Origin of the sequence: Streptomyces griseoaurantiacus (assembly GCF_036189845.1) — a bacterium.
GTDB classification, from domain to species: domain Bacteria; phylum Actinomycetota; class Actinomycetes; order Streptomycetales; family Streptomycetaceae; genus Streptomyces; species Streptomyces griseoaurantiacus.
In genome coordinates this window covers 2,333,888-2,353,811 of sequence record NZ_CP108326.1, presented here as the reverse complement: position 1 = coordinate 2,353,811, position 19,924 = coordinate 2,333,888, and the positions used below count along the sequence as shown (strand labels likewise).

Sequence of the window (19,924 nt, the reverse complement as noted above, 5' to 3'; positions counted from 1 at the left end):
CGGGTGCACCTTCGGGGAGAGCCGAGGCTGACGGTATGACTTCCGGTGCCCGGCAAGCAATCTCCGCCACCGGCCGCGCCTGCGAAAGGGGCATATCGGTCAGGTGTGCGCTCTTGTGAGCGGTGTGCCCCGTCAGGGGTGCCGGCCGGACCGGGTGAGACGGGCAGCACCGGGGTGAGGCGGCCAGGACGGGGACCGGGTCCCCGTCCACCCCGCGAAACTGCCGCGCACCCGAAACCCCCGGTCCCGTAGATTGCGGACGGGGACCGCCCCCCTCGGGGCGGCCGTCCGCGGATGCCGGGAAGCAGATGTCGGGAAAGCGAGAGGCGCACGTGTCAGCGCACAGGCAGGACGTCGAAGCAGCACGCCGGATCGTCGTGAAGGTCGGCTCCTCCTCCCTCACGACCGCCGCCGGTGGCCTGGACGCCGACCGTGTCGACGCCCTGGTCGACGTCCTCGCCAAGCACCACGGCGGCGGGAGGGAGAGCGCCGGGAAGGAAGTGGTGCTTGTCTCCTCCGGTGCCATTGCCGCCGGGCTCGCCCCCCTCGGGCTGCGCCGCCGTCCCCGTGACCTGGCCCGGCAACAGGCCGCCGCCAGCGTCGGCCAGGGGCTCCTCGTGGCCCGCTACACCGCCTCCTTCGCCCGCTACGGCGTCCGCGTCGGGCAGGTGCTGCTCACCTCGGACGACACCAGCCGCCGCGCCCACCACCGCAATGCCTCCCGCACCCTGGACAAGCTCCTCGCGATGGGCGCGCTGCCGGTCGTCAACGAGAACGACACGGTCGCCACGGACGAGATCCGCTTCGGCGACAACGACCGCCTCGCGGCCCTCGTCGCCCACCTCGTCCACGCCGACCTGCTGGTCCTGCTCTCCGACGTGGACGGCGTCTACGACGGCGATCCCGGCAGGCCCGGCACCTCCCGCATCTCCGAGGTGACGGGCCCGGCCGACCTCGACGGCATCGAGATCGGCAGCGCGGGCCGGGCCGGCGTGGGCACGGGCGGCATGGTCACCAAGGTGGAGGCGGCCCGGATCGCGGCGGCGGCCGGCATCCCCGTCGTGCTGACCAGCGCGGTGCACGCCGCCGAGGCGCTGGCCGGCGGGGACACCGGCACCTACTTCCACCCCACCGGCAAGCGCTCCGCCGACCGCCTGCTCTGGTTGCAGCACGCCTCCGCCCCGCAGGGGGCGCTGATCCTGGACGACGGGGCCGTGCGGGCGGTCGTCGAGGGCCGCAAATCGCTGCTGCCCGCCGGCATCGCGGGCGCCGAGGGCCACTTCACGGCGGGCGACCCGGTGGAACTGCGCGACGGCGCGGGCCGGGCCGTCGCACGCGGGCTCGTCAACTTCGACGCCAAGGAGATCCCCCGTCTGATCGGCCGCTCGACCCGGGAGCTGGCACGCGAGCTGGGGCCGGCGTACGAGCGCGAGGTCGTGCACCGCGACGACCTCGTCCTGCTGGAGGGATGACGGGCGAGGCTCCCCGGAGCCCCGCCGCCCCCGTCCCGCCCCGAACGCCTATTCGCCCGCCTCCGACGGAGGACGTTCCGCAAAACCGCCACACGACCGTCCCCCGCCTGCTCAACTGTCTTCCGGGGACACGTTCCGCACGACCGCTGGACACGGCACGACCGTGCGCTGAAGGAGGCCGCCGTGACACGAGTGCGCCCTGGGACGCCGACGTCCCGCCCCGAGGGCACCGCACCCGAGCCCCGAGCCGCTGCCCGCGAACCGCGGGGCGCGTCCGGCGCCCGCGAGCCCCGGGACCCGGCCGGGGGACGCGAGGCGCGCGGCACGTCCGGCGTCCGCGGCTCGCAGGCCCTGCGCCGGGTGCGCGGGCTCCGCAGCGTCGGCGAGGCACGGCCGCCCGCCGGAGCCGCCGGTGTGAGCGGCGGGGACGGCCACGAGGAGTCCGGCACGCAGGTCGAGCCGGGCGCGGCCGAGGGGCCGGGGCGCTCCGCCCGTCCTGCCGCCCGGCTGTGGCACGTCACCCTCAGCGTGTCCGGCGGCGAGGCCCCGCTCGACGAGGTCAGGCGGGGGCTCGAGCAACTCGCGCACGACCATCCCTTCCTGCTGACCAGCCGTTACGCCGGTGACCACGCCGAGATCCGCTACTGGGAGGAGGCCCGCGACCTGCACGACGCCGCCGCGGTCGCCCTCCGCCTGTGGGGCGAGCACCGGCGCACCGCCCGGCTGCCGGCCTGGGAGATCGTCGGCCTGGAGGTCATCGGCCGGGAGACCTACCGGCAGCGGGTCGCCGCGGGCTACGGCCCGGCCCCCGCCACCCCGGTCGGGGTGCACCCCTTCTGATCCGCGTGCCGGTCCGCGTGCCGGTCCGCGTTCGAGGGACGAGCGCGCGCTTTCCGTGGTTCACACCGTCTCGTTGCGTGGAACGGCCGAGGATTCGGCCCCTTCGGCGCACTACGCTTTTCCCATGACCACGCTCTCGCCGTACGACTCGATGTCCCCGGTCGCCCGGGCCGCCTACCGGTCTCAGGCAGCGGCCGCCGAGATCGCCCCGCTGCCCCGGGCCGTGAAGGACGACACGCTGCTCGCCGTGGCGGACGCGCTGGAGGTCCGGACGAGCGAGATCGTCGCCGCCAACGCCAAGGACGTCGCGCGCGCCCGCGAGGCCGGCACCAGCGAGGCCATCGTCGACCGGCTCACCCTCACCCCGGAACGAGTGCGGGCCATCGCCTCCGACGTGCGGGACGTGGCCGCGCTGCCCGACCCGGTCGGCGAGGTCGTCCGCGGCTCCACCCTTCCCAACGGCATCGACCTGCGCCAGGTCCGGGTGCCGCTCGGCGTCGTCGGCATCATCTACGAGGCCCGCCCGAACGTGACGGTCGACGCCGCCGCCCTGTGCCTGAAGTCCGGCAACGCGGTGCTGCTGCGCGGCTCCTCCTCGGCGTACGAGTCGAACACCGCGCTGGTCCGGGTGCTGCGGGACGCGGTCGGCGGGGCCGGGCTGCCCGCCGACGCCGTCCAGCTCGTGCCCGGCGAGGGCCGTGACGCCGTCCGCGAGCTGATGCGCGCCCGCGGCCTGGTCGACGTGCTCATCCCGCGCGGCGGCGCCTCGCTGATCCGCACGGTCGTGGAGGAGTCCACCGTCCCGGTCATCGAGACCGGCACCGGCAACTGCCACGTCTACGTCGACGCGGACGCCGACATCGACATGGCCGTCGAGATCCTGGTCAACTCCAAGGCCCAGCGGCCCAGCGTCTGCAACGCCGCCGAGACCCTCCTGGTCCACCAGGACATCGCCCCCGCGTTCCTGCCCCGCGCCCTGGACGCGCTGGCCGAGGCCGGGGTCACCGTGCACGGCGACGCGCGCGTGCTGGCCTACGCGAAGGACTCGGCGGCCACCGTCGTGGAGGCCACGGCCGAGGACTGGGACACCGAGTACCTGTCCTACGACATCGCCGCCGGCGTCGTCGACTCGCTGGACAAGGCCGTCGCCCACATCCGGCTGTGGAGCTCCCGGCACACCGAGGCGATCGTCACCAATTCGCAGCAGGCCGCCCGCCGGTTCACCCAGTTGGTGGACGCCGCCGCGGTCGCCGTGAACGCCTCCACCCGGTTCACCGACGGGGGCCAGTTCGGCTTCGGCGCCGAGATCGGCATCTCCACGCAGAAGCTGCACGCCCGCGGCCCGATGGGCCTGCCGGAACTGACCAGCACCAAGTACATCGTCACGGGCGACGGCCACGTGCGCCGCTGAGGCGGCGGGGGGACGACGGGCGGCGGGCCGACGAATTTCCGTGCGGTCTGCCCAAATTGACCCCCCGGGACTACTCTGGATCCGTGCCGGAGGACGTGGGGGGCACGCCGTTCCCTGACGGCTGGGAGCCCGACGACGACCACGACCGCGGAGCGACGGACGAAGAGTTCGCCTCCGTGGTCTTCGACGAGACCTTCGTACGGGCCGCGGTGGTCCACGAACCGACGGCCGTGGAACGCCTCCTCGCCGCCGCCCAGGCCCGCGCCGAGGCCCAGGAGGCCGAGGCCCGCCGGGCGCACGCCCGCGGCGCCCTCGGTGAGGACGACCCCTACGAGGACGACTTCGGCCGGGACGGCGGTCCCGGCGCCGGGTACGGCCCCGACTTCGACGACCTCGACGAGAGCGACCTCCTCGGCCGCCGGGGCCCGCACGGCCCCCGCGGCCGGCTCTACGGCAAGCACGCCCGCTGGCACCGCCCGGTGGCCTGGATGCTCGCCCTCGTGATGGGCGTCGGCATGGTCGCGCTGGCCTTCGCCGCGGTCTACCGGGGCTCCTCCTCCCCGGACCGCCGCGACCAGGTGCCGCCCCCCGCCTCCACGGGACTGGAGCAGGGCCTGGGCGCGGGCGTCGGCGCGGACCCCGACGGCCCCGCCGAACTCCTCCCGCCCGCCGTCTCGGCGGCACCGCCCGCGCCCTGAACCGGGCGGCGGCGCGCACCCCCGAACCTGGCCGGGACCTGACAGAACTTGTCCGGTAGCGCGGCGTTTACCGGGGCTCCGCGCGACCTACCCTGAAGGTATGGGCGTGCCCGGAGAGCCGCCGGAGGGGACCCCCGAGGGCGCTCCCGGCGGTGGCGAGGACGAATACCGATCCGTCGTCTTCGACGAGTCGTTCGTCCGTGCTGCCCGTCTCCAGGAGTTCTCCGCGCGCGAGCGGATCTCCGATCACGCGCCCGCCGTCCGCCGCCGTCCCGCCGCCCTGCGGCGCGGACTCTCCCGCCAGGTGCTGTTCCTCGCCCTGCTCATCGCGTTCGCCTTCAGCACCGCGATCTACATGGGCTTCCGCCACCCGTACCAGAAGTCCGCGGCACGGCCCGTCCAGCCGCTGCGGACCACGGTCGTCCCGCTGGCCCCGCACGCGGCCGTCCCCGGCTCCGCCGACATCGAGGCACTGTGGGCCCACAGCCCCGCCGCCGGGTTCCGCCACGGGGCCGAGGGTTTCACCCTGCCGGCCGTACGGCGCACCGCCCACTTCGCCGAGGGCCAGGTCCTCACCGCGCTGACCACGGCCAAGGACTACCTCGTCGACTCCGCGCTCGACCCCGAGGTGCTCAGCGGCGCCACCGTCCGCCCCGTTCGGCTGCTCCTCGACCCACGGCAGCTCACCCAGTTCGACCGCGGCCTCGCCCACCCCGCCGCGGACGGGCGGCACGCGGTCACCGGCTGGCTCGTCCGCTTCGACCCCTCCCGCGCCGAACTCGCCGACCGCGGCGTCCGGGTGCGGGGCACCCTACGGGCCGGCGAAACCACCTCCGACACGCTGGAGGTCGTCGCCGAGCACACCCTCGTGTACGCGCTGCGGCCGAGCGGAGCGGGCGCCGGCGCCAAGGCCTCACTGTTCACCGTGCGGCGCGAACTGACGTTCCACTTCGACCGGGGCGACCTGCGCGCGCACCGCACGGTGCTGGCCCTCGCCACCGTGCAGGCCGGCCCGCTCTCCTGCGCCGAGGACCAGGCCGGCCACTTGCTCCCGCTCCTGGCCGGCGAGTCGCCCAAGCCCGGCGGCCCCGCCGGCACCAACCCCTACGCCACCGGCGCGGCCACCGCCCTGTGCGGCACCCTGGCCACGGCGGCGCCGCGCTAGCGGGTCAACGGCGGCTCAGCGGCTCAGTTCTCGTCACCGTCGCCCTCGGGTCCCGGTGCGTCCTTCGGCGTGCCCTCGGGGGCGTCCTTGGAGTTGCCGTTCTGCGGGCCGGAGGTGAACCCGTCGAATCCGCGCCGGACCCGGTCCCCGATCCCGCCCGCGCTGCCCGCGAGGTCGCTGACCAGCTTCATCAGCGGGTCCTTCGAGCTCTTCACGTTGTTGGCGTAGTGCGCCGCCGACTCCCGGAAGGAGTCGGACACGGAGGCGTCCTTGTCCTCCGCCCGCCGCGGGTAGTGCCCGTCCATCAGCCGCTGGTACTCCCGCGACTCCGCCCACTTCTTCAGCTCCGCCGCCCGGACCGTGGTGAAGGGGTGCGAGCGCGGCAGCACGTTGAGGATCTTCAGCACGGAGTCCCGCAGGTCGCCGCCCGCCTCGTACTCCTCCGCCTGCTCCAGGAAGGCGTCCACGTTCATCTCGTGCAGGTGGTTGCCGCCCGCTATCTTCATCAGCCCGCGCATCGACGCCCTGAGGTCCTGCCCCACCAGCAGCCCCGCCCGGTCCGCAGACAGCTCCGACTTGCGGAACCACTCCCGCAGCGCGGTCACGATCGCCATGATCGCCAGGTTGCCCAGCGGGATCCAGGCCACTCGCAGCGCGAGGCTGGTCAGGAACAGCAGGATCGTCCGGTACACGGAGTGGCCCGAGAGCGCGTGCCCCACCTCGTGCCCGACGACGGCCCGCATCTCCTCCTCGTCGAGGAGCTCGACGAGACCCGTGGTCACCACGATGATCGGCTCGTCCATGCCGATGCACATCGCGTTGGGCTGCGGGTTCTGGGTGACGTACATCGGGGGGACCTTCTCCAGGTCCAGGATGTAACAGGCGTCCCGCAGCATGTCGTTGAGGTGGGCGAACTGGGCGTCCGAGACCCGCACCGAGTCGGACAGGAACAGCAACCGCAGGCTGCGCTCGGGCAGCAGGCCGCTGAGTGCCTTGAACACGGTGTCGAAGCCGCTGAGCTTGCGCAGGGCCACCAGGGCCGAACGGTCCGCCGGGTGTTCGTACGCGCGCGAGGAGATCCCCGGGAAACGCCTGCGCTGCCTGCTCGGCACGTGCTCGTGGCCGTTGCCGTTCGGTCGGCTGTCGTCGGACATGTGGTCCCCCATGCGTCGATGGCTGCCCTGTCGGTGCCTGCTGTGTGGTTGTCGTCGTGATGGTGAGGACGGCGGAGGCCGGCGGAGGCGGGGCGAAGGTGTGAATCCGGTGGGAGCCGTACAAGAAAGCCGCCCACCCCCGCGCCCCCGGAGCGGCACCCAGCCTAGGCGGAGTTACCGTGGCGGGTCAGCACACCCGTAAGGAGCGATCCATGGAGCACGTCCCCGCCGCCTGGCTCACCGGGGCGGCCGATGCCGCCGCTCGGCAGGGCTCCGGAAACCTCCTCCGCGTCGTCCTGATCGTCATGGTCGTGGGCTGCGTCCTCACCGCCTGGTTCGTCCTGCGCGGCTACGGCCGTCACGACGACTGACGTCTCCCGGCCCCGAACGGTTGCCCGAACGGGTGTGCGGAAGGGGCCCGCGGGCCCGCGCGTCCGTCCCAACGGTGGAGTCGGCGTGAGGCGCGCACGGGCCCCCGCATACGATGAGGCGACGTTTATCCCGCCCACACCGGATAGGTCCTGCCGAAGATGAGCCTTCCCAGCACCGCAGCCCAGTTGGTCACTCTCGCCGCCGAGGGCGGGGAGCACGGTGGCAACCACGAAAGCCTCGACCCCGCCGTGACCGGCGGCGCCGCCCTCCTCATCCTGCTCCTGCTGCTGTGGATCACCACCCGCTTCAACCGCGACCGCTGAAGCCCGGGCGCGGTCGTGTCCCGGCCATGACACGGTACGAGGGGCGCCCGTCGGACGGAGCCCGCAGGACGGGCCGGTAGGGTCTGCACGCATGGGAGAGCAGGACATGCCTACCGGTCCGGCGAGCGGCACGGCCCCCGGGATCCGGCGCGGCCCCGGCAACGCGCCGTCGAATCCGGGCAAACGCCGTCTCGGCGTCATGGGCGGAACGTTTGACCCGATCCACCACGGACACCTCGTGGCGGCCAGCGAGGTCGCCGCGCAGTTCCACCTGGACGAGGTGGTGTTCGTCCCCACCGGCCAGCCCTGGCAGAAGGCCGACCGCCATGTCACGCCGGCCGAGGACCGCTATCTGATGACGGTCATCGCCACCGCCGAGAACCCGCAGTTCTCGGTCAGCCGCATCGACATCGACCGAGGCGGCCCCACGTACACCACGGACACCCTGCGCGACCTGCGCGCCCTCAACCCGGACACCGACCTGTTCTTCATCACCGGTGCCGACGCCCTGGGGCAGATCCTCACCTGGCGGTACGCCGAGGAACTGTTCTCCCTGGCCCACTTCATCGGCGTCACCCGCCCCGGCCACACGCTGACCGACCCGGGCCTGCCCGAGGGCGGTGTCTCGCTGATCGAGGTCCCGGCCCTGGCGATCTCCTCCACCGACTGCCGCGCGCGGGTCGCGAGCGGCCAGCCGGTCTGGTACCTGGTCCCGGACGGCGTGGTGCGCTACATCGACAAGCGCCAGCTGTACCGCGGCGAGTGAGCCGAGAGGGGCACCGGTGAACGACCGATACGACGGATACCCGGCCGGCGACAGTTACGAACTCGTCGGCTACGACGAGTACGGACAGCCCGTGTACCGGCAGGTGCCCGCGCCCCGGGCACCCGAGGGCCACGACCCCTACGGGGCCGGCCCGCAACAGCAGTCACAGGGGTACGGCGGCCCCTCGCAGTACTCCGCCCCGCCGGAGTACCCCGCGCGGTCCGACTACGCCGACCCCTCGGCCCCCTCCACTCCCTCGGACCCCTCCGGGTACGGGGGCTACGGCTACGACCCCTACGCGGCCGCGCCCCAGCAGCCCGCCCCGCCGTACGACACCGGCGCGGGCGCCTCCCCCTACGGCGCACACGACCCGTGCGGGGCCGGCCCGGGCGCCCCGGCCGCCCCCGAGGACCCCTACGGGCAGGCGGCGGACGCACGGCGCTCCCCGGGCACCGGGCGGGCCGCCCGCGTCCCCCGGCAGCCGGGCCCGGCCGAGCCGCCCGCGCGGGAGACGCCGGCCGCTCCGGCACCCGAGGCGGAGGCCGCGGGCGGCGCCGAGGGCGAGTACCGCACCGAGCAGTTCGCCTTCGTCGAGGAGCCCGACGGCGACTCCGAGGACGTCATCGACTGGCTCAAGTTCACCGAGAACCGCACCGAGCGCCGCGAGGAGGCCAAGCGCAGGGCCCGCAGCCGCGTCGTCGCCCTCGTCGTCGCGCTCGCCGTCGTGGCCGTCGGCGGGGTCGGCTACCTCTGGTACGCGGGCAAGCTGCCCGGCGGCTCCTCCGGCGGCGGCACCACCGGCACGACGACGGCCGCCGGCGCCCAGAGCCGCGACGTCGTGGTCGTCCACCTGCACAACACCAAGGGCGGCGGCACCTCCACGGCGCTCCTCGTCGACAACACCACCACCAAGCGGGGCGCCACCGTCCTGCTGCCCAACTCCCTCGCCCTGACGGACGAGGACGGCTCCACCACGACCCTCGCCAAGTCCGTCGACGAGGACGGCTCCAGCGGCACCCGCGAGGAACTCGACACCGTCCTCGGCACCGACATCGAGGGCACCTGGCGGCTGGACACCCCCTACCTGAACAACCTCGTCGAGCTGGTCGGCACCATCGAGATCGACACGGACACGGACGTGCCGGACCCGGCCGCCAAGAAGAAGGACGCCGAACTCCTCGTCCACAAGGGGAGCGCCCAGACCCTCAGCGGCAAGATGGCCGTCGCCTACGCCACCTACCGCGCCTCCGGCGAGTCCCAGGACGCCCAGCTCAAGCGGTTCGGGCAGGTCATGCAGGGAGTGCTGCGCAAGCTGTCCTCCGACGCGGGCGCCGCGACCACCACGGTGCAGACCCTGGCCCAGATCCTCGACCCCTCTCTGAGCGACAAGGACCTCGGCGCCTTCCTCGCCAAGCTCGCCGCGCACGCCAAGGAGGGCGACTACACCACCGACCTGGTGCCGGTCCGGCCCGACGGCAGCGTCGACGACACGGCCGCCGGCGGTGTGGTGAAGAAGCTGCTCGGCGGCACCGTGAAGAACCCCGAGGCCGGGGACGCCGTACGCGTGGGCATCAGGAACGCCACCGGCGACAAGGACGACACCGAGAAGGCCCGCGTGACCCTCGTCAACGGCGGCTACACCTTCCTCGACGCCGGCACCGGAACGCCCGCGGCGGCCTCCGCCGTCACCTACAAGGACGCCGCCGACAAGGACGACGCCGTCGAGGTCGCCAAGACCCTCGGCCTGCCCGCCGGCGCCGTGACGAAGGGCACGGTCACCTCCGGCGCCGACGTGTCGGTCGTGCTGGGGCAGGACTTCCACCCCTCGTCCTGAGCCCGGAAGCGGGACCCCGGCGGGCCGCCGCCCGGCCGGGGTCCGCCGGCGCGGAGGTGCGGGCGGTCGTTCGCCCGGGCCGCCCCGCGGACCGTGAGACCCTGGGGGAGTGATACCCCGTGCGGGCGGTCGCCGCCTGGTGCGGCCCCGGGCCCCCGCACCGCCCCGACCGTCGACACGGAAAGCCGCGCAGTGACCGCTACCGACCGCTCCCTCCAACTCATCAACACCGCCGCCCAGGCGGCGGCCGACAAGCTCGCGCACGACGTCATCGCCTACGACGTCAGCGACGTGCTGTCGATCACGGACGCCTTCCTGCTGGCGTCCGCCCCCAACGACCGTCAGGTCAAGTCGATCGTCGACGAGATCGAGGAACGACTGAGCAAGGAACTCGGCGCCAAGCCGGTGCGCCGCGAGGGCGACCGCGAGGCCCGCTGGGTGCTCCTCGACTACGTCGACATCGTGGTCCACGTCCAGCACAGCGAGGAGCGCGTCTTCTACGCCCTGGAGCGGCTGTGGAAGGACTGCCCCGAACTCGACCTCCCCGAGGACGCCCGGGCGACCCGCGGCAAGGCCGAGGAGCACGCCAAGCTGCGGGCGGCGGAGGAGGCGGCCGAGTTCGACAGGGACCCGCGATGAGCACCGCCGTCGACGGCGGCGCGAGCGGCGGCCGCAGGCAGAGCCGCGGCCGCCGCATCATCCTGTGGCGGCACGGCCAGACCCGCTGGAACGTCGAGCGGCGCTTCCAGGGCTCCACGGACGTCGAGCTGACCGAGGTCGGCCTCGGCCAGGCCCGCCGGGCCGCCCGGCTGCTCGCCTCCCTGCGGCCGGACGCCGTCGTGGCCTCCGACCTCAAGCGGGCAGCCGCCACCGCCGGCGAGCTCGCCGCGCTCACCGGCCTGGAGGTGACGTACGACGAGGGCCTGCGGGAGACCTACGCGGGCGTCTGGCAGGGGCTGACGCACGAGGAGATCATCGCCCGCCACGGCGAGGAGTACGCCGCGTGGAAGCGCGGCGAACCGGTCCGCCGCGGCGGGGGCGAACTGGAGTCCGAGGTCGCCGACCGGGCCGCCCCCGTCGTCCTGCGGCACACCGAGAAGCTCCCGGTCGACGGCACCCTCGTCGTGGTCAGCCACGGCGGGACCATCCGCACCACCATCGGGCGCCTGCTGGGCCTGGAGTCGCACCACTGGGAGAGCTTCGGCGGACTGTCGAACTGCTGCTGGTCGGTGCTCGGCGAGGGCAGCCGCGGCTGGCGGCTGCTGGAGCACAACGCGGGCACGCTTCCCGAGCCGGTCCTGGGCGACGACGTCTGACCCACCGGATTTCACTTTCCGGCTGGTCGCAGGCTAAAGTTCTTCTTGTTCGCCCCGCCGAGCGGGAAGAACGACAAGGGGCTATAGCTCAGTTGGTAGAGCGCCTGCATGGCATGCAGGAGGTCAGGAGTTCAATTCTCCTTAGCTCCACACATATCGACGATATCCCGCAGGGCCGCTCAGGCCCGGCGGGATATCGCGTTTTCCGCCCGTGCTCCGGCCTCAGGCCTTCATGAGCCGGTCGAGGGCGGAGTCGAAGGTGACCCCGGGCTCCGGGACGAAGTTCCGGTGGGCGGTGCCCTGGGTCCGCCAGTAGCGGGTCTCCTGCACCAGCCGGGTCAGCCGCGTGTGGAACTGCGAGTCCGGGTCCCCGTACTGCTCGGACCAGACCAGCAGATGACTGAGCACCGTGTCGTACTCCCTGGTCGGGCTGGCCGCGGAGTGCGAGCGCAGTTTCTCCTTGACCGCCCGCTGCCAGCCGGGCGGCAGCCCCGACCCGGGCAGCAGGCCGATGAGGTCGCCCGCCTTCTGCATCACGTAGGCCGAGTACTTCTCCTCGTCCCGCCGGTCGGGCCCGACAGGTATCGCGTCCTGGCCGTACGCCTCGTAGTTGAGGACATGGGTCATCTCGTGGACGAGTGTGGCGATCTGGTCCTCCCGCGAGCCGGCGGCCGACAGGGTGATGCGGTACCTGGCGTCGGGCCCGGAGACGGGGACGGTGTTCCCGCCCTGTGCCGGGCTGTCACCGGGGGCGGTCCCGCGACCGCGCGGCTGCGCGGCCTTCGCCCCGGAGCCGACGAAGTCCACCCCCCGCACCTGCGGTATGAGCTCGCCGAGCAGCTGACGGAGCACGTGATCCCCCGTTCGTTCCTCGTACTCCCGCAGCATCCGGGAGACGACTTCGGGGCTCAGGTCCATGGGAGGAACGGGGGAGGACACGGCGGGCGCGGTGGTCCCGGCGGATGCGGGGCGCGCGGTGCCCGTCGTCATGTCCTGCATCTCGATCCAGTCATCGGCGTCCGCCCGCGCGGGGGCGCGCTGCACCCACCGACCCCCGACGGGATGCGGCGGGTCCTGCCCCCGCAGCATCCGTGTCACGGCGGAATTGCCCGCGGCGTGCTGCAGGGCGAGGAGCGTGTGCGGCGACTCGTGGTCCACGGGCCCGGCCCGGCCGGTGCCCCGGTCCCGCGCGGCGATGCCGGGCGACAGGACGCGGACCGTGACGGACGCGTTCTCCCACGACTCGTTGGCGCGCATGTGTGCACCTCCCCGGAGACGGCTGGAAAGCTCCACGGTAGGCACGCGGCCCGCGGTCCGGAACGGCGGCAGAGGCAGCCTTCGGGGCAGTCACCGAGGGATCGTGTGAGTCACTCGGGCCCCTACGGGCGTATATCTCTACGCATGCGCCCCTCCCGTACCTGAACGCGCCGGTCGTAGCGGGTGGGGCGGGTGCCGTGTCCGGACTGGTACGACTGCGTCGCTGACCGGCCCGGCCCGGCCGTGGCAGAATCAAACGGCCGGAAGGGGGCGCGGCCCGACGGGAGGGAGTAGCGATGCCTGCGAGCACCCGCGGGGAGGTCCACCACCTCCGCGCAGTGGGAGCGCCGAGAAGGAAGGCCACCTCGCTCGACTGCCCCTCCTGCGGTTCCTCCCACGTGGCCCAGGTGCTCGGCGACAACGGCGGCGTTTCCTACGTGTGCACGGCCTGCGGCCACATCTGGAGCTGATCGATGGGTGCCCACAGGCGGAAGTGCGACTGGTGCGGGAGCGGCACGCCCATCGTCCGCGACATGGAGCCGGTGAACCAGGACTACCAGTACTGGTGCGAGGAGTGCGCGCGGGCGCTGATCATAAAAGGCGACCCCATCGAGACGTACCGCGAACTCGAGGGCGAACCGATCTACGGCCGGCTGCTCGACGAGCACTGCACGCTCAAGCGCTTCTACTCGTTCGCGACGGCGTGAGGCGCCGGTCCGCGGCCCCGTCCCGGTCCGCACCGGAATCGATTTGGTGGTCGACCCCCCGGACCGTGTAATGTTGGCGTCGCCGCCAGGGAGACCGGCGGCCCGGTCGGAACGCGGGTGCACCGCGTGACCGTACGGGGCTATAGCTCAGTTGGTAGAGCGCCTGCATGGCATGCAGGAGGTCAGGAGTTCAATTCTCCTTAGCTCCACAGCAGGAAAGACAAGCGTGAAGGCGGGTCGTCCGAGTACGGATGGCCCGCCTTTCGTGTGCCCGGGAAGGGACCGGAAGGGCCGCACGTCGGGGGCGGTTCCCGGTCGTCACCGAGGACCGCCCCACCGCCTCAGCGGCCGCTGCCCAGCGCTCGCCGGCCGCGGCCCCCGCCGCGCCCCTGGGAGAGGACGGGCAGGTTGCGCGAGGGCGCCGAGGAGCGCGTGTCCTCCTCCAGGCGCAGCGCCAGCGCCGGGCACCGGCGCACCGCCCGCACGGCCTTCGCCTCGGCGTAGCGGGGCACCGGGGCCTGCGCCACGGTCGGGAAGCCGTCGGCGCCCAGTTCGAAGACCTCGGGGAGGATGTCCGCGCACAGGCCGTGCCCTCGGCACAGCGTCCAGTCGACGAAGATCTTCTGCCGGCTCTCGCCGGACTCGGGCTCGGCCTGGCCGCCGCCCGGGATGCCGGTCGGTGCCCTGCCGCCCTCGAAGAGCGGGAGGACGCCCTCCACGGGCCGCCCGCAGCCGTTGCCCAGGACATGGGCGGCCAGGTCGTCCGTGAACGCCTTGATGGTCGACTCCAGGAACATCGCGGAGCCGTCCGGGTGTGAGCAGGCGCCGCGCCGCTTCACGGCCTTGGCGACCTGCTTGAGTGCCTCCAGGGCGGCGGGGCCGCCGCCATTGAGGATGTCCTCCATGCCGCGCGCGGCGGCCGGCAGGCCGAGGTAGCAGGGGCCGCACTGCCCCGCGCTCTCCTCCGCCAGCCACTTGGCCACCTGGAGCGATTCGCCGAGCGGGCAGGTCTCCTGACGGATCGGCAGGATCGCCCCGGCGCCCAGTGAACCTCCGACGGCATCCAGGGAATTGCGGGAGACGATCGCCTCGTCGACCGTGGCCGCGTCGATCCACTTGCCGTGGTAACCGCCCGTCAGCACGCCCTGCGGGACCGGCGGGGCGCCGGCCAGTTGCAGGACGTACCGCAGGGGCACGCCGGTGGGGACCTCGATCACCATGGGCCGGGCGACGGCGCCGGAGACCGTGAGCATCACGGTGCCCGGCTCGTCGTACAGGCCGGTGTTGCGGTAGCGGTCCGGGCCGATGCGCGCGGCGATCGCGAGCTGGGCGAACGTCTCCGCGTTCGACAGCAGGGTGGGCAGGCCGCCCACACCGCTCTGCGAGGCGCTGATCTTGCGGCCCGGCGGGATGGCCGGGCCGCCGTCGATCGAACGGATCAGGGAGGCGGCGGCGCCCGTCACCATCCGCACCGGGTTGCGCTGCACACGGGCCCGGATGGCCGAGCCGCGCCGGTCGCTGAGCCCGCGCTCGGCGAGCGCCTGCTCCATCGACCGCTCGGTGGACTCCCTGGTCACACCGATCACCAGGGTGCGCGCGCCGAGCGCCTCGGCGACCAGCAGGGCACCGTCCAGGATGAGGTGCGGTGCCCGGTTGATCAGCACCGTGTCCTTGCGGCAGGCGGGTTCGTCCTCGCTTCCGTTGATCACGACCACCGGCCGGGTGCCGCGGCGGATCGCCTGCTCGGCGACCGACCGCAGCTTCTTGTGGAAGGGGAAGCCGGCGCCGCCCCTTCCCTTCAGGGATATCTGTTCGGCGAGCTGCGCGAGCTGCTCGCCTCCCATCGGCTCGAGCGGCCCGTGCACCTTGAGGTGCATGGGCAGATCGAGCCGTTCGACAAGGTCGAAGCCCGACGTGAGCTGGGGAAGTCCGACGACGCGGACCTCGGGGACGTCGGGCAGGGCCTCGTTCACTTAAAGCCTCCGGAAGGCGCGTTCCATGATTCTCCGGAGCCCGGGGCGTCGAAGGCACCGGGCAGGGTTTCGCTGGCGGGACCGCTGTTGTACGTGTCATTGGGGTTGTACGTGCCGAAGGGGGCGTTCGACTCACCCGCGGCCGGGAAAGTTCCGGTGGAGTCGCCGTAGCCCGCCTGGTACGTCATCCCGCCCGCGAAGGTGTCGGTCATCGGGTCGTACGCGGAGGGCGGCGCCTCGCCCACCGGCGGCGGGGACGGGGCGGGCCAGCGTGGGCCCGCCGGGGCGCCGTCCATGCGCGGCAGCGGTCCGGTGCCCTGCGCGCCGGCGGGGTCCATCCGCCCGCCGGTCCCGGCGAAGGGGTCCTGCGCCCGAGGGGTCGAGACGGTCCGGTACGCGGCCGCGAAGCCGTTGCCGGGTTCCGGGGTCATCGTGCGGGTGCCGGAGGTGTCGTAGAGCGGCGCGGATCCGGCCGCGCCCGCCGGGCCGACGCCCCCCAGCCCGGCGTCCGGTGCGCCGGGGGAGCGGCGCCCGCCGCCGGAGCGGCCCCCGACGCCCGCCATGGAGGCGGTCTCCGCGTTGCGGGCGCGACTGGCCTCCAGGCCCTCGCGGCCGACCCGGTTGTCGGTGCCGATGAAGGCGACGATCCGGTCGGCGACCTTGCGCTTGAAGGGGCGCGGGGCGCTGCGCAGGGCGAGCGCCGCCATGACCCCGAGCAGGCACAGCTCGTACAGGACGGTGAAGAGGGGGGACTTCACCGCGCGGCCCGCGTACAGGCCGTGGACCAGGGCGCAGCACCAGGCGGGGTAGGCCAGCATGTGCATCGCGCGCCAGCGGGCGGCGACCGGCGCGGGGGAGGCGAAGGCGCTGCGCAGGGCGCCGGTGATGGCGGTGAAGACCATGAGGAGGCCGGCCACCGAGCCGAGCCCGATGAGCATGCCGATGCCGGTGACGCCGAGGCTGAAGGGGATCACCGCGGCGATGAACTGCGTGTGGTCCAGCGCCAGCTTGACCGTCACGTGCAGGAGCAGGAAGGCCACCGAGGAGATGGCCGTCGTCCGGTGCACGGCCTGCGCGACGATGCGCTGGCGCGTGTTGAGGAAGATGCGGTCGGTCGCGACCAGGCCCCAGATCACCGAGCAGGACAGGGCGACCAGCGACAGCACGCCGGCGCCGAAGTTGAGGAAGTCTCGCACCGTGTTCCCGCCGGCCAGCACGACGACGGGTATCAGGAGCAGGACGACTGCGCTCGCCGGCCCGTAGGCCGAACGGCCTGGCCTGGGCAGCGAGCTGGCACTACGACGAGGATTCATGGGGGCGACTCCGAGCGGTTCGGGAAAGCGGTCCCGCTGCTGCACTCTAAGGCGGCTCCGTACCGAGCGGTACGAGGTTTGAGTTATTGCCTTGTTATCTAAGTGGCTTCCGGGGCGTTCGCTGTCCTGTACGGGTCGTTACGCGAAGTAACCAATGAAGATTGTTCACGTTTCTTGATCCGTGCCGCCCGACGGGGAAGCGCGTCGCGGGGCGCTCGGCCGCTGCGGTACCCTGTCGCCATGCGTGCCGTACGCCTTCTGCTTAGCGAGCCGCGCTGATCAGTCCCGACCGCCGGAAGCAAGACGGTCGGAATCGGCGCGGCGTCCCCTCCTGTGCGAGGGGTTTTTTCGTTTCCGGACGCCGGCGTCCGGAAGTCGCAGCCGTGGGCGCAGACGATCGATGGAGCTTTGAGGATCATGAGCGAGACGAACCCCGCTGCCGCCGCCCCGCAGGCGGAGGCAGCGCCGCACCGCTACACGGCCGCCATGGCGGCCGACATCGAGGCACGCTGGCAGGACTTCTGGGCCGTCGAGGGCACGTACGAGGCGCCCAACCCGAAGGGTGACCTGGCCGGTGACCCGGCCCTGGCGGCCCGGCCCAAGAAGTTCATCATGGACATGTTCCCGTATCCGTCCGGGGCGGGCCTGCACGTGGGCCACCCGCTGGGCTACATCGCCACCGACGTGTACGCCCGCTTCCAGCGGATGACCGGCCACAACGTCCTGCACACCCTGGGCTTCGACGCCTTCGGCCTGCCCGCCGAGCAGTACGCCGTGCAGACCGGCACGCACCCGCGGGTCTCCACCGAGGCCAACATCGAGAACATGACCTCCCAGCTGCGCCGGCTGGGCCTGGGCCACGACAAACGCCGGTCCTTCGCCACGATCGACCCGGACTACTACAAGTGGACCCAGTGGATCTTCCTGCAGATCTTCAACTCCTGGTACGACGAGGAGGCGAACAAGGCCCGCCCGATCTCCGAACTGGTCGCACAGTTCGAGTCCGGTGAGCGGCCGGTGCCCGGCACCACCCGCGCGTGGAGCGCGCTGGGCGAGACCGAGCGCGCCGACGTCCTGGGCCGGTACCGCCTGGCCTACGCCTCCGACGCGCCCGTCAACTGGTGCCCCGGCCTGGGCACCGTACTGGCCAACGAGGAGGTCACCGCCGAAGGCCGCTCCGAGCGCGGGAACTTCCCCGTCTTCAAGTCCAAGCTGCGCCAGTGGAACATGCGGATCACGGCCTACGCCGACCGCCTGCTGGACGACCTGGACGAGCTGGACTGGCCCGAGGCCATCAAGCTGCAGCAGCGCAACTGGATCGGCCGCTCCGAGGGCGCCCGCGTCGACTTCCCGATCGACGGCGAGCGGATCACCGTCTTCACCACCCGCCCCGACACCCTGTTCGGCGCCACCTACATGGTGCTGGCGCCCGAGCACCCCCTGGTGGAGAAGTTCACCCCGGCCGCCTGGCCCGAGGGCACCCACGAGGTGTGGACCGGCGGTCACGCCACCCCGGCCGAGGCCGTCGCCGCCTACCGCGCGCAGGCCGCGTCCAAGTCCGACGTCGAGCGCCAGGCCGAGGCCAAGGACAAGACCGGCGTCTTCATCGGTGCCTACGCGACCAACCCGGTCAACGGCGAGCGGGTCCCGGTCTTCATCGCCGACTACGTCCTGATGGGCTACGGCACCGGCGCGATCATGGCCGTCCCGGCCCACGACACCCGCGACTTCGCGTTCGCGCGCGCCTTCGAGCTGCCGATCCGCTGCGTCGTGGAGCCCACCGACGGCCGCGGCACCGACACGACGGAGTGGAAGGACGCCTTCGCCTCCTACGACGCGCGGATCGTCAACTCCGCGAACGACTCCGTCACCCTGGACGGCCTGGGCGTCGTCGAGGCCAAGGCGCGCATCACCGAGTACCTGCGCGGCGAGGGCCTCGGCGAGGGCACCGTCAACTTCCGGCTGCGCGACTGGCTGTTCAGCCGCCAGCGCTACTGGGGCGAGCCCTTCCCGATCGTCTACGACGAGGACGGCATCGCCCACCCGCTGCCCGAGTCGATGCTGCCCCTGGAACTGCCCGAGGTCGAGGACTACTCGCCGCGCACCTTCGACCCGGACGACGCCGACACCCGGCCCGAGACGCCGCTGTCGCGCAACGAGGACTGGGTGAACGTCACCCTGGACCTGGGCGACGGGCGCGGGCCGAGGAAGTTCCGCCGCGAGACCAACACCATGCCCAACTGGGCCGGTTCCTGCTGGTACGAGCTGCGCTACCTGGACCCGCACAACAGCGAGCGGCCGGTCGACCCGGAGATCGAGCAGTACTGGATGGGCCCGCGCGAGGGCATGCCGCACGGCGGTGTCGACCTGTACGTCGGCGGTGCCGAGCACGCCGTGCTGCACCTGCTGTACGCCCGCTTCTGGTCCAAGGTGCTGTACGACCTGGGGTACGTCTCCTCCGCCGAGCCGTTCCACAAGCTGTTCAACCAGGGCATGATCCAGGCCTACGTCTACCGCGACAGCCGCGGCATCGCCGTGCCGGCCGCCGAGGTGGAGGAGCGCGACGGCGCGTACTACCACCAGGGCGAGAAGGTCTCCCGGCTGCTGGGCAAGATGGGCAAGTCCCTGAAGAACGCGGTCACCCCGGACGAGATCTGCGCCGAGTACGGCGCCGACACCCTGCGTCTGTACGAGATGGCGATGGGCCCCCTGGACGTCTCCCGGCCCTGGGACACCCGTGCCGTGGTCGGCCAGTTCCGGCTGCTGCAGCGGCTGTGGCGCAACGTCGTCGACGAGGCGACCGGCGAGGTCACCGTCGTCGACGTCCCGGAGGCCGACGTCGACGTGGACACCCTGCGCGCGCTGCACAAGGCGATCGACGGGGTGCGCCAGGACCTGGAGGGCCTGCGGTTCAACACCGCCATCGCCAAGGTCACCGAGCTGAACAACCACCTGACGAAGACCGGCGGGCCGCTGCCGCGCCCGGTGGCCGAGGCGCTGGTGCTGATGACGGCGCCGCTGGCCCCGCACATCGCCGAGGAGCTGTGGCGCCGGCTGGGCCACACCGACTCGGTGGTCCACCGGGACTTCCCGGTCGCCGACCCGGCCTACGTCGTCGACGAGACCGTCACCTGCGTGGTGCAGATCAAGGGCAAGGTCAAGGCCCGCATCGAGGTCTCCCCGGAGATCTCGGACGAGGAGCTGGAGAAGGTCGCGCTGGCCGACGAGAAGGTCGTGGCGGCGCTGGGCGGGGCCGGCATCCGCAAGGTGATCGTGCGGGCGCCGAAGCTGGTGAACATCGTTCCGGCGTAGTCCTTACGCAG

The 19,924-nt window shown here is 72.7% G+C and carries 18 protein-coding genes and 2 tRNA genes; 16 read left to right on the top strand and 4 right to left on the bottom strand.

The annotated features are described in order from the left end of the window. Positions 1–332: 332 nt before the first annotated feature. The 5 genes from proB (at position 333) to OHB09_RS10515 (ending at position 5,586) form a co-directional block, all read left to right on the top strand. Positions 333–1,472, top strand: coding sequence for a glutamate 5-kinase (proB, locus tag OHB09_RS10535; RefSeq protein ID WP_093589382.1), 1,140 nt, complete (start codon positions 333–335; stop codon positions 1,470–1,472). Positions 1,473–1,832: 360 nt separating this feature from the next. Continuing rightward, complete coding sequence (locus OHB09_RS10530; RefSeq protein WP_374111933.1) at positions 1,833–2,312, top strand: hypothetical protein; 480 nt, start codon at positions 1,833–1,835, stop codon at positions 2,310–2,312. A 124-nt stretch (positions 2,313–2,436) separates the two neighbouring features. Continuing rightward, positions 2,437–3,723 (top strand): glutamate-5-semialdehyde dehydrogenase, encoded by a 1,287-nt coding sequence (locus OHB09_RS10525; RefSeq protein WP_040893447.1) that lies wholly within the window; start codon positions 2,437–2,439, stop codon positions 3,721–3,723. An 83-nt stretch (positions 3,724–3,806) separates the two neighbouring features. Continuing rightward, a complete protein-coding gene (locus OHB09_RS10520; protein ID WP_319351709.1) occupies positions 3,807–4,421 on the top strand; it encodes an SCO2584 family spore wall biosynthesis protein in 615 nt (204 codons plus the stop codon). Positions 4,422–4,521: 100 nt separating this feature from the next. Continuing rightward, positions 4,522–5,586 carry an SCO2583 family membrane protein gene (locus OHB09_RS10515; protein WP_328921879.1) on the top strand — a complete coding sequence of 355 codons (1,065 nt, stop codon included), beginning with the start codon at positions 4,522–4,524 and terminating at the stop codon, positions 5,584–5,586. 23 nt (positions 5,587–5,609) lie between these two features. Here the strand turns inward: OHB09_RS10515 and OHB09_RS10510 are convergent, their stop codons facing one another. Continuing rightward, the gene (locus OHB09_RS10510; RefSeq protein ID WP_093589894.1) at positions 5,610–6,740 is read right to left on the bottom strand and encodes a M48 family metallopeptidase; all 1,131 of its coding nucleotides are present in this window, start codon (positions 6,738–6,740) and stop codon (positions 5,610–5,612) included. A gap of 212 nt (positions 6,741–6,952) precedes the next feature. Between OHB09_RS10510 and OHB09_RS10505 the strand changes: the two genes are divergently transcribed. From OHB09_RS10505 to OHB09_RS10475, 7 genes are all read left to right on the top strand, one after another. Continuing rightward, positions 6,953–7,111 carry a hypothetical protein gene (locus OHB09_RS10505; RefSeq protein ID WP_006137413.1) on the top strand — a complete coding sequence of 53 codons (159 nt, stop codon included), beginning with the start codon at positions 6,953–6,955 and terminating at the stop codon, positions 7,109–7,111. Between the two features lie 159 nt (positions 7,112–7,270). Next, positions 7,271–7,435: a hypothetical protein gene (locus OHB09_RS10500; protein WP_006137415.1), complete on the top strand. Its 165-nt coding sequence runs from the start codon at positions 7,271–7,273 to the stop codon at positions 7,433–7,435. Between the two features lie 91 nt (positions 7,436–7,526). Next, entirely contained in the window at positions 7,527–8,201 is a 675-nt protein-coding gene (gene nadD / locus OHB09_RS10495; protein ID WP_006137416.1) for a nicotinate-nucleotide adenylyltransferase, read from the top strand. A gap of 16 nt (positions 8,202–8,217) precedes the next feature. Next, complete coding sequence (locus tag OHB09_RS10490) at positions 8,218–10,035, top strand: LCP family protein (protein ID WP_328921878.1); 1,818 nt, start codon at positions 8,218–8,220, stop codon at positions 10,033–10,035. 192 nt (positions 10,036–10,227) lie between these two features. Continuing rightward, on the top strand, positions 10,228–10,674 hold the full coding sequence (rsfS, locus tag OHB09_RS10485) for a ribosome silencing factor (protein ID WP_319119483.1): 447 nt from the start codon (positions 10,228–10,230) through the stop codon (positions 10,672–10,674). Then, positions 10,671–11,351 (top strand): histidine phosphatase family protein, encoded by a 681-nt coding sequence (locus tag OHB09_RS10480; RefSeq protein WP_319119484.1) that lies wholly within the window; start codon positions 10,671–10,673, stop codon positions 11,349–11,351. The genes rsfS and OHB09_RS10480 overlap by 4 nt, the downstream gene beginning before the upstream one ends. Before the next feature lie 77 nt (positions 11,352–11,428). Next, positions 11,429–11,501, top strand: a tRNA-Ala gene (locus OHB09_RS10475). Between the two features lie 72 nt (positions 11,502–11,573). Here OHB09_RS10475 and OHB09_RS10470 read toward each other — a convergent pair. After that, positions 11,574–12,608: a hypothetical protein gene (locus OHB09_RS10470; RefSeq protein ID WP_328921877.1), complete on the bottom strand. Its 1,035-nt coding sequence runs from the start codon at positions 12,606–12,608 to the stop codon at positions 11,574–11,576. Between the two features lie 296 nt (positions 12,609–12,904). On the opposite strand from OHB09_RS10470, the gene OHB09_RS10465 reads away from it, so the two are divergent. The 3 genes from OHB09_RS10465 to OHB09_RS10455 all read left to right on the top strand — a co-directional run bounded on the left by OHB09_RS10465 (position 12,905) and on the right by OHB09_RS10455 (position 13,524). Continuing rightward, on the top strand, positions 12,905–13,078 hold the full coding sequence (locus tag OHB09_RS10465) for a hypothetical protein (protein WP_006137422.1): 174 nt from the start codon (positions 12,905–12,907) through the stop codon (positions 13,076–13,078). A gap of 3 nt (positions 13,079–13,081) precedes the next feature. Beyond that, positions 13,082–13,315 carry a hypothetical protein gene (locus OHB09_RS10460; protein WP_006137425.1) on the top strand — a complete coding sequence of 78 codons (234 nt, stop codon included), beginning with the start codon at positions 13,082–13,084 and terminating at the stop codon, positions 13,313–13,315. A gap of 136 nt (positions 13,316–13,451) precedes the next feature. Continuing rightward, positions 13,452–13,524, top strand: a tRNA-Ala gene (locus OHB09_RS10455). Positions 13,525–13,656: 132 nt separating this feature from the next. On the opposite strand, the gene OHB09_RS10450 is transcribed toward OHB09_RS10455, so the two are convergent. Beyond that, positions 13,657–15,288: an NADH-ubiquinone oxidoreductase-F iron-sulfur binding region domain-containing protein gene (locus OHB09_RS10450; RefSeq protein WP_328921876.1), complete on the bottom strand. Its 1,632-nt coding sequence runs from the start codon at positions 15,286–15,288 to the stop codon at positions 13,657–13,659. Further along, the gene (locus OHB09_RS10445) at positions 15,285–16,601 is read right to left on the bottom strand and encodes a cytochrome b/b6 domain-containing protein (protein ID WP_319351706.1); all 1,317 of its coding nucleotides are present in this window, start codon (positions 16,599–16,601) and stop codon (positions 15,285–15,287) included. The genes OHB09_RS10450 and OHB09_RS10445 overlap by 4 nt, the downstream gene beginning before the upstream one ends. A 417-nt stretch (positions 16,602–17,018) precedes the next feature. Between OHB09_RS10445 and leuS the strand changes: the two genes are divergently transcribed. Then, on the top strand, positions 17,019–19,913 hold the full coding sequence (leuS, locus tag OHB09_RS10440; protein ID WP_328921875.1) for a leucine--tRNA ligase: 2,895 nt from the start codon (positions 17,019–17,021) through the stop codon (positions 19,911–19,913). The last annotated feature ends 11 nt before the right edge of the window (positions 19,914–19,924 follow it).

What these genes read in the sequence shown, in the direction of transcription:
- OHB09_RS10465 (WP_006137422.1), top strand. Translation starts at nt 12,905, where the DNA reads ATGCCTGCGAGCACCCGCGGGGAGGTCCACCACCTCCGCGCAGTGGGA.
- OHB09_RS10445 (WP_319351706.1), bottom strand. Translation starts at nt 16,601, where the DNA reads ATGAATCCTCGTCGTAGTGCCAGCTCGCTGCCCAGGCCAGGCCGTTCG.
- OHB09_RS10460 (WP_006137425.1), top strand. Translation starts at nt 13,082, where the DNA reads ATGGGTGCCCACAGGCGGAAGTGCGACTGGTGCGGGAGCGGCACGCCC.
- OHB09_RS10515 (WP_328921879.1), top strand. Translation starts at nt 4,522, where the DNA reads ATGGGCGTGCCCGGAGAGCCGCCGGAGGGGACCCCCGAGGGCGCTCCC.
- OHB09_RS10480 (WP_319119484.1), top strand. Translation starts at nt 10,671, where the DNA reads ATGAGCACCGCCGTCGACGGCGGCGCGAGCGGCGGCCGCAGGCAGAGC.
- OHB09_RS10525 (WP_040893447.1), top strand. Translation starts at nt 2,437, where the DNA reads ATGACCACGCTCTCGCCGTACGACTCGATGTCCCCGGTCGCCCGGGCC.
- leuS (WP_328921875.1), top strand. Translation starts at nt 17,019, where the DNA reads ATGAGCGAGACGAACCCCGCTGCCGCCGCCCCGCAGGCGGAGGCAGCG.
- nadD (WP_006137416.1), top strand. Translation starts at nt 7,527, where the DNA reads ATGGGAGAGCAGGACATGCCTACCGGTCCGGCGAGCGGCACGGCCCCC.
- OHB09_RS10500 (WP_006137415.1), top strand. Translation starts at nt 7,271, where the DNA reads ATGAGCCTTCCCAGCACCGCAGCCCAGTTGGTCACTCTCGCCGCCGAG.
- OHB09_RS10470 (WP_328921877.1), bottom strand. Translation starts at nt 12,608, where the DNA reads ATGCGCGCCAACGAGTCGTGGGAGAACGCGTCCGTCACGGTCCGCGTC.
- OHB09_RS10505 (WP_006137413.1), top strand. Translation starts at nt 6,953, where the DNA reads ATGGAGCACGTCCCCGCCGCCTGGCTCACCGGGGCGGCCGATGCCGCC.
- OHB09_RS10510 (WP_093589894.1), bottom strand. Translation starts at nt 6,740, where the DNA reads ATGTCCGACGACAGCCGACCGAACGGCAACGGCCACGAGCACGTGCCG.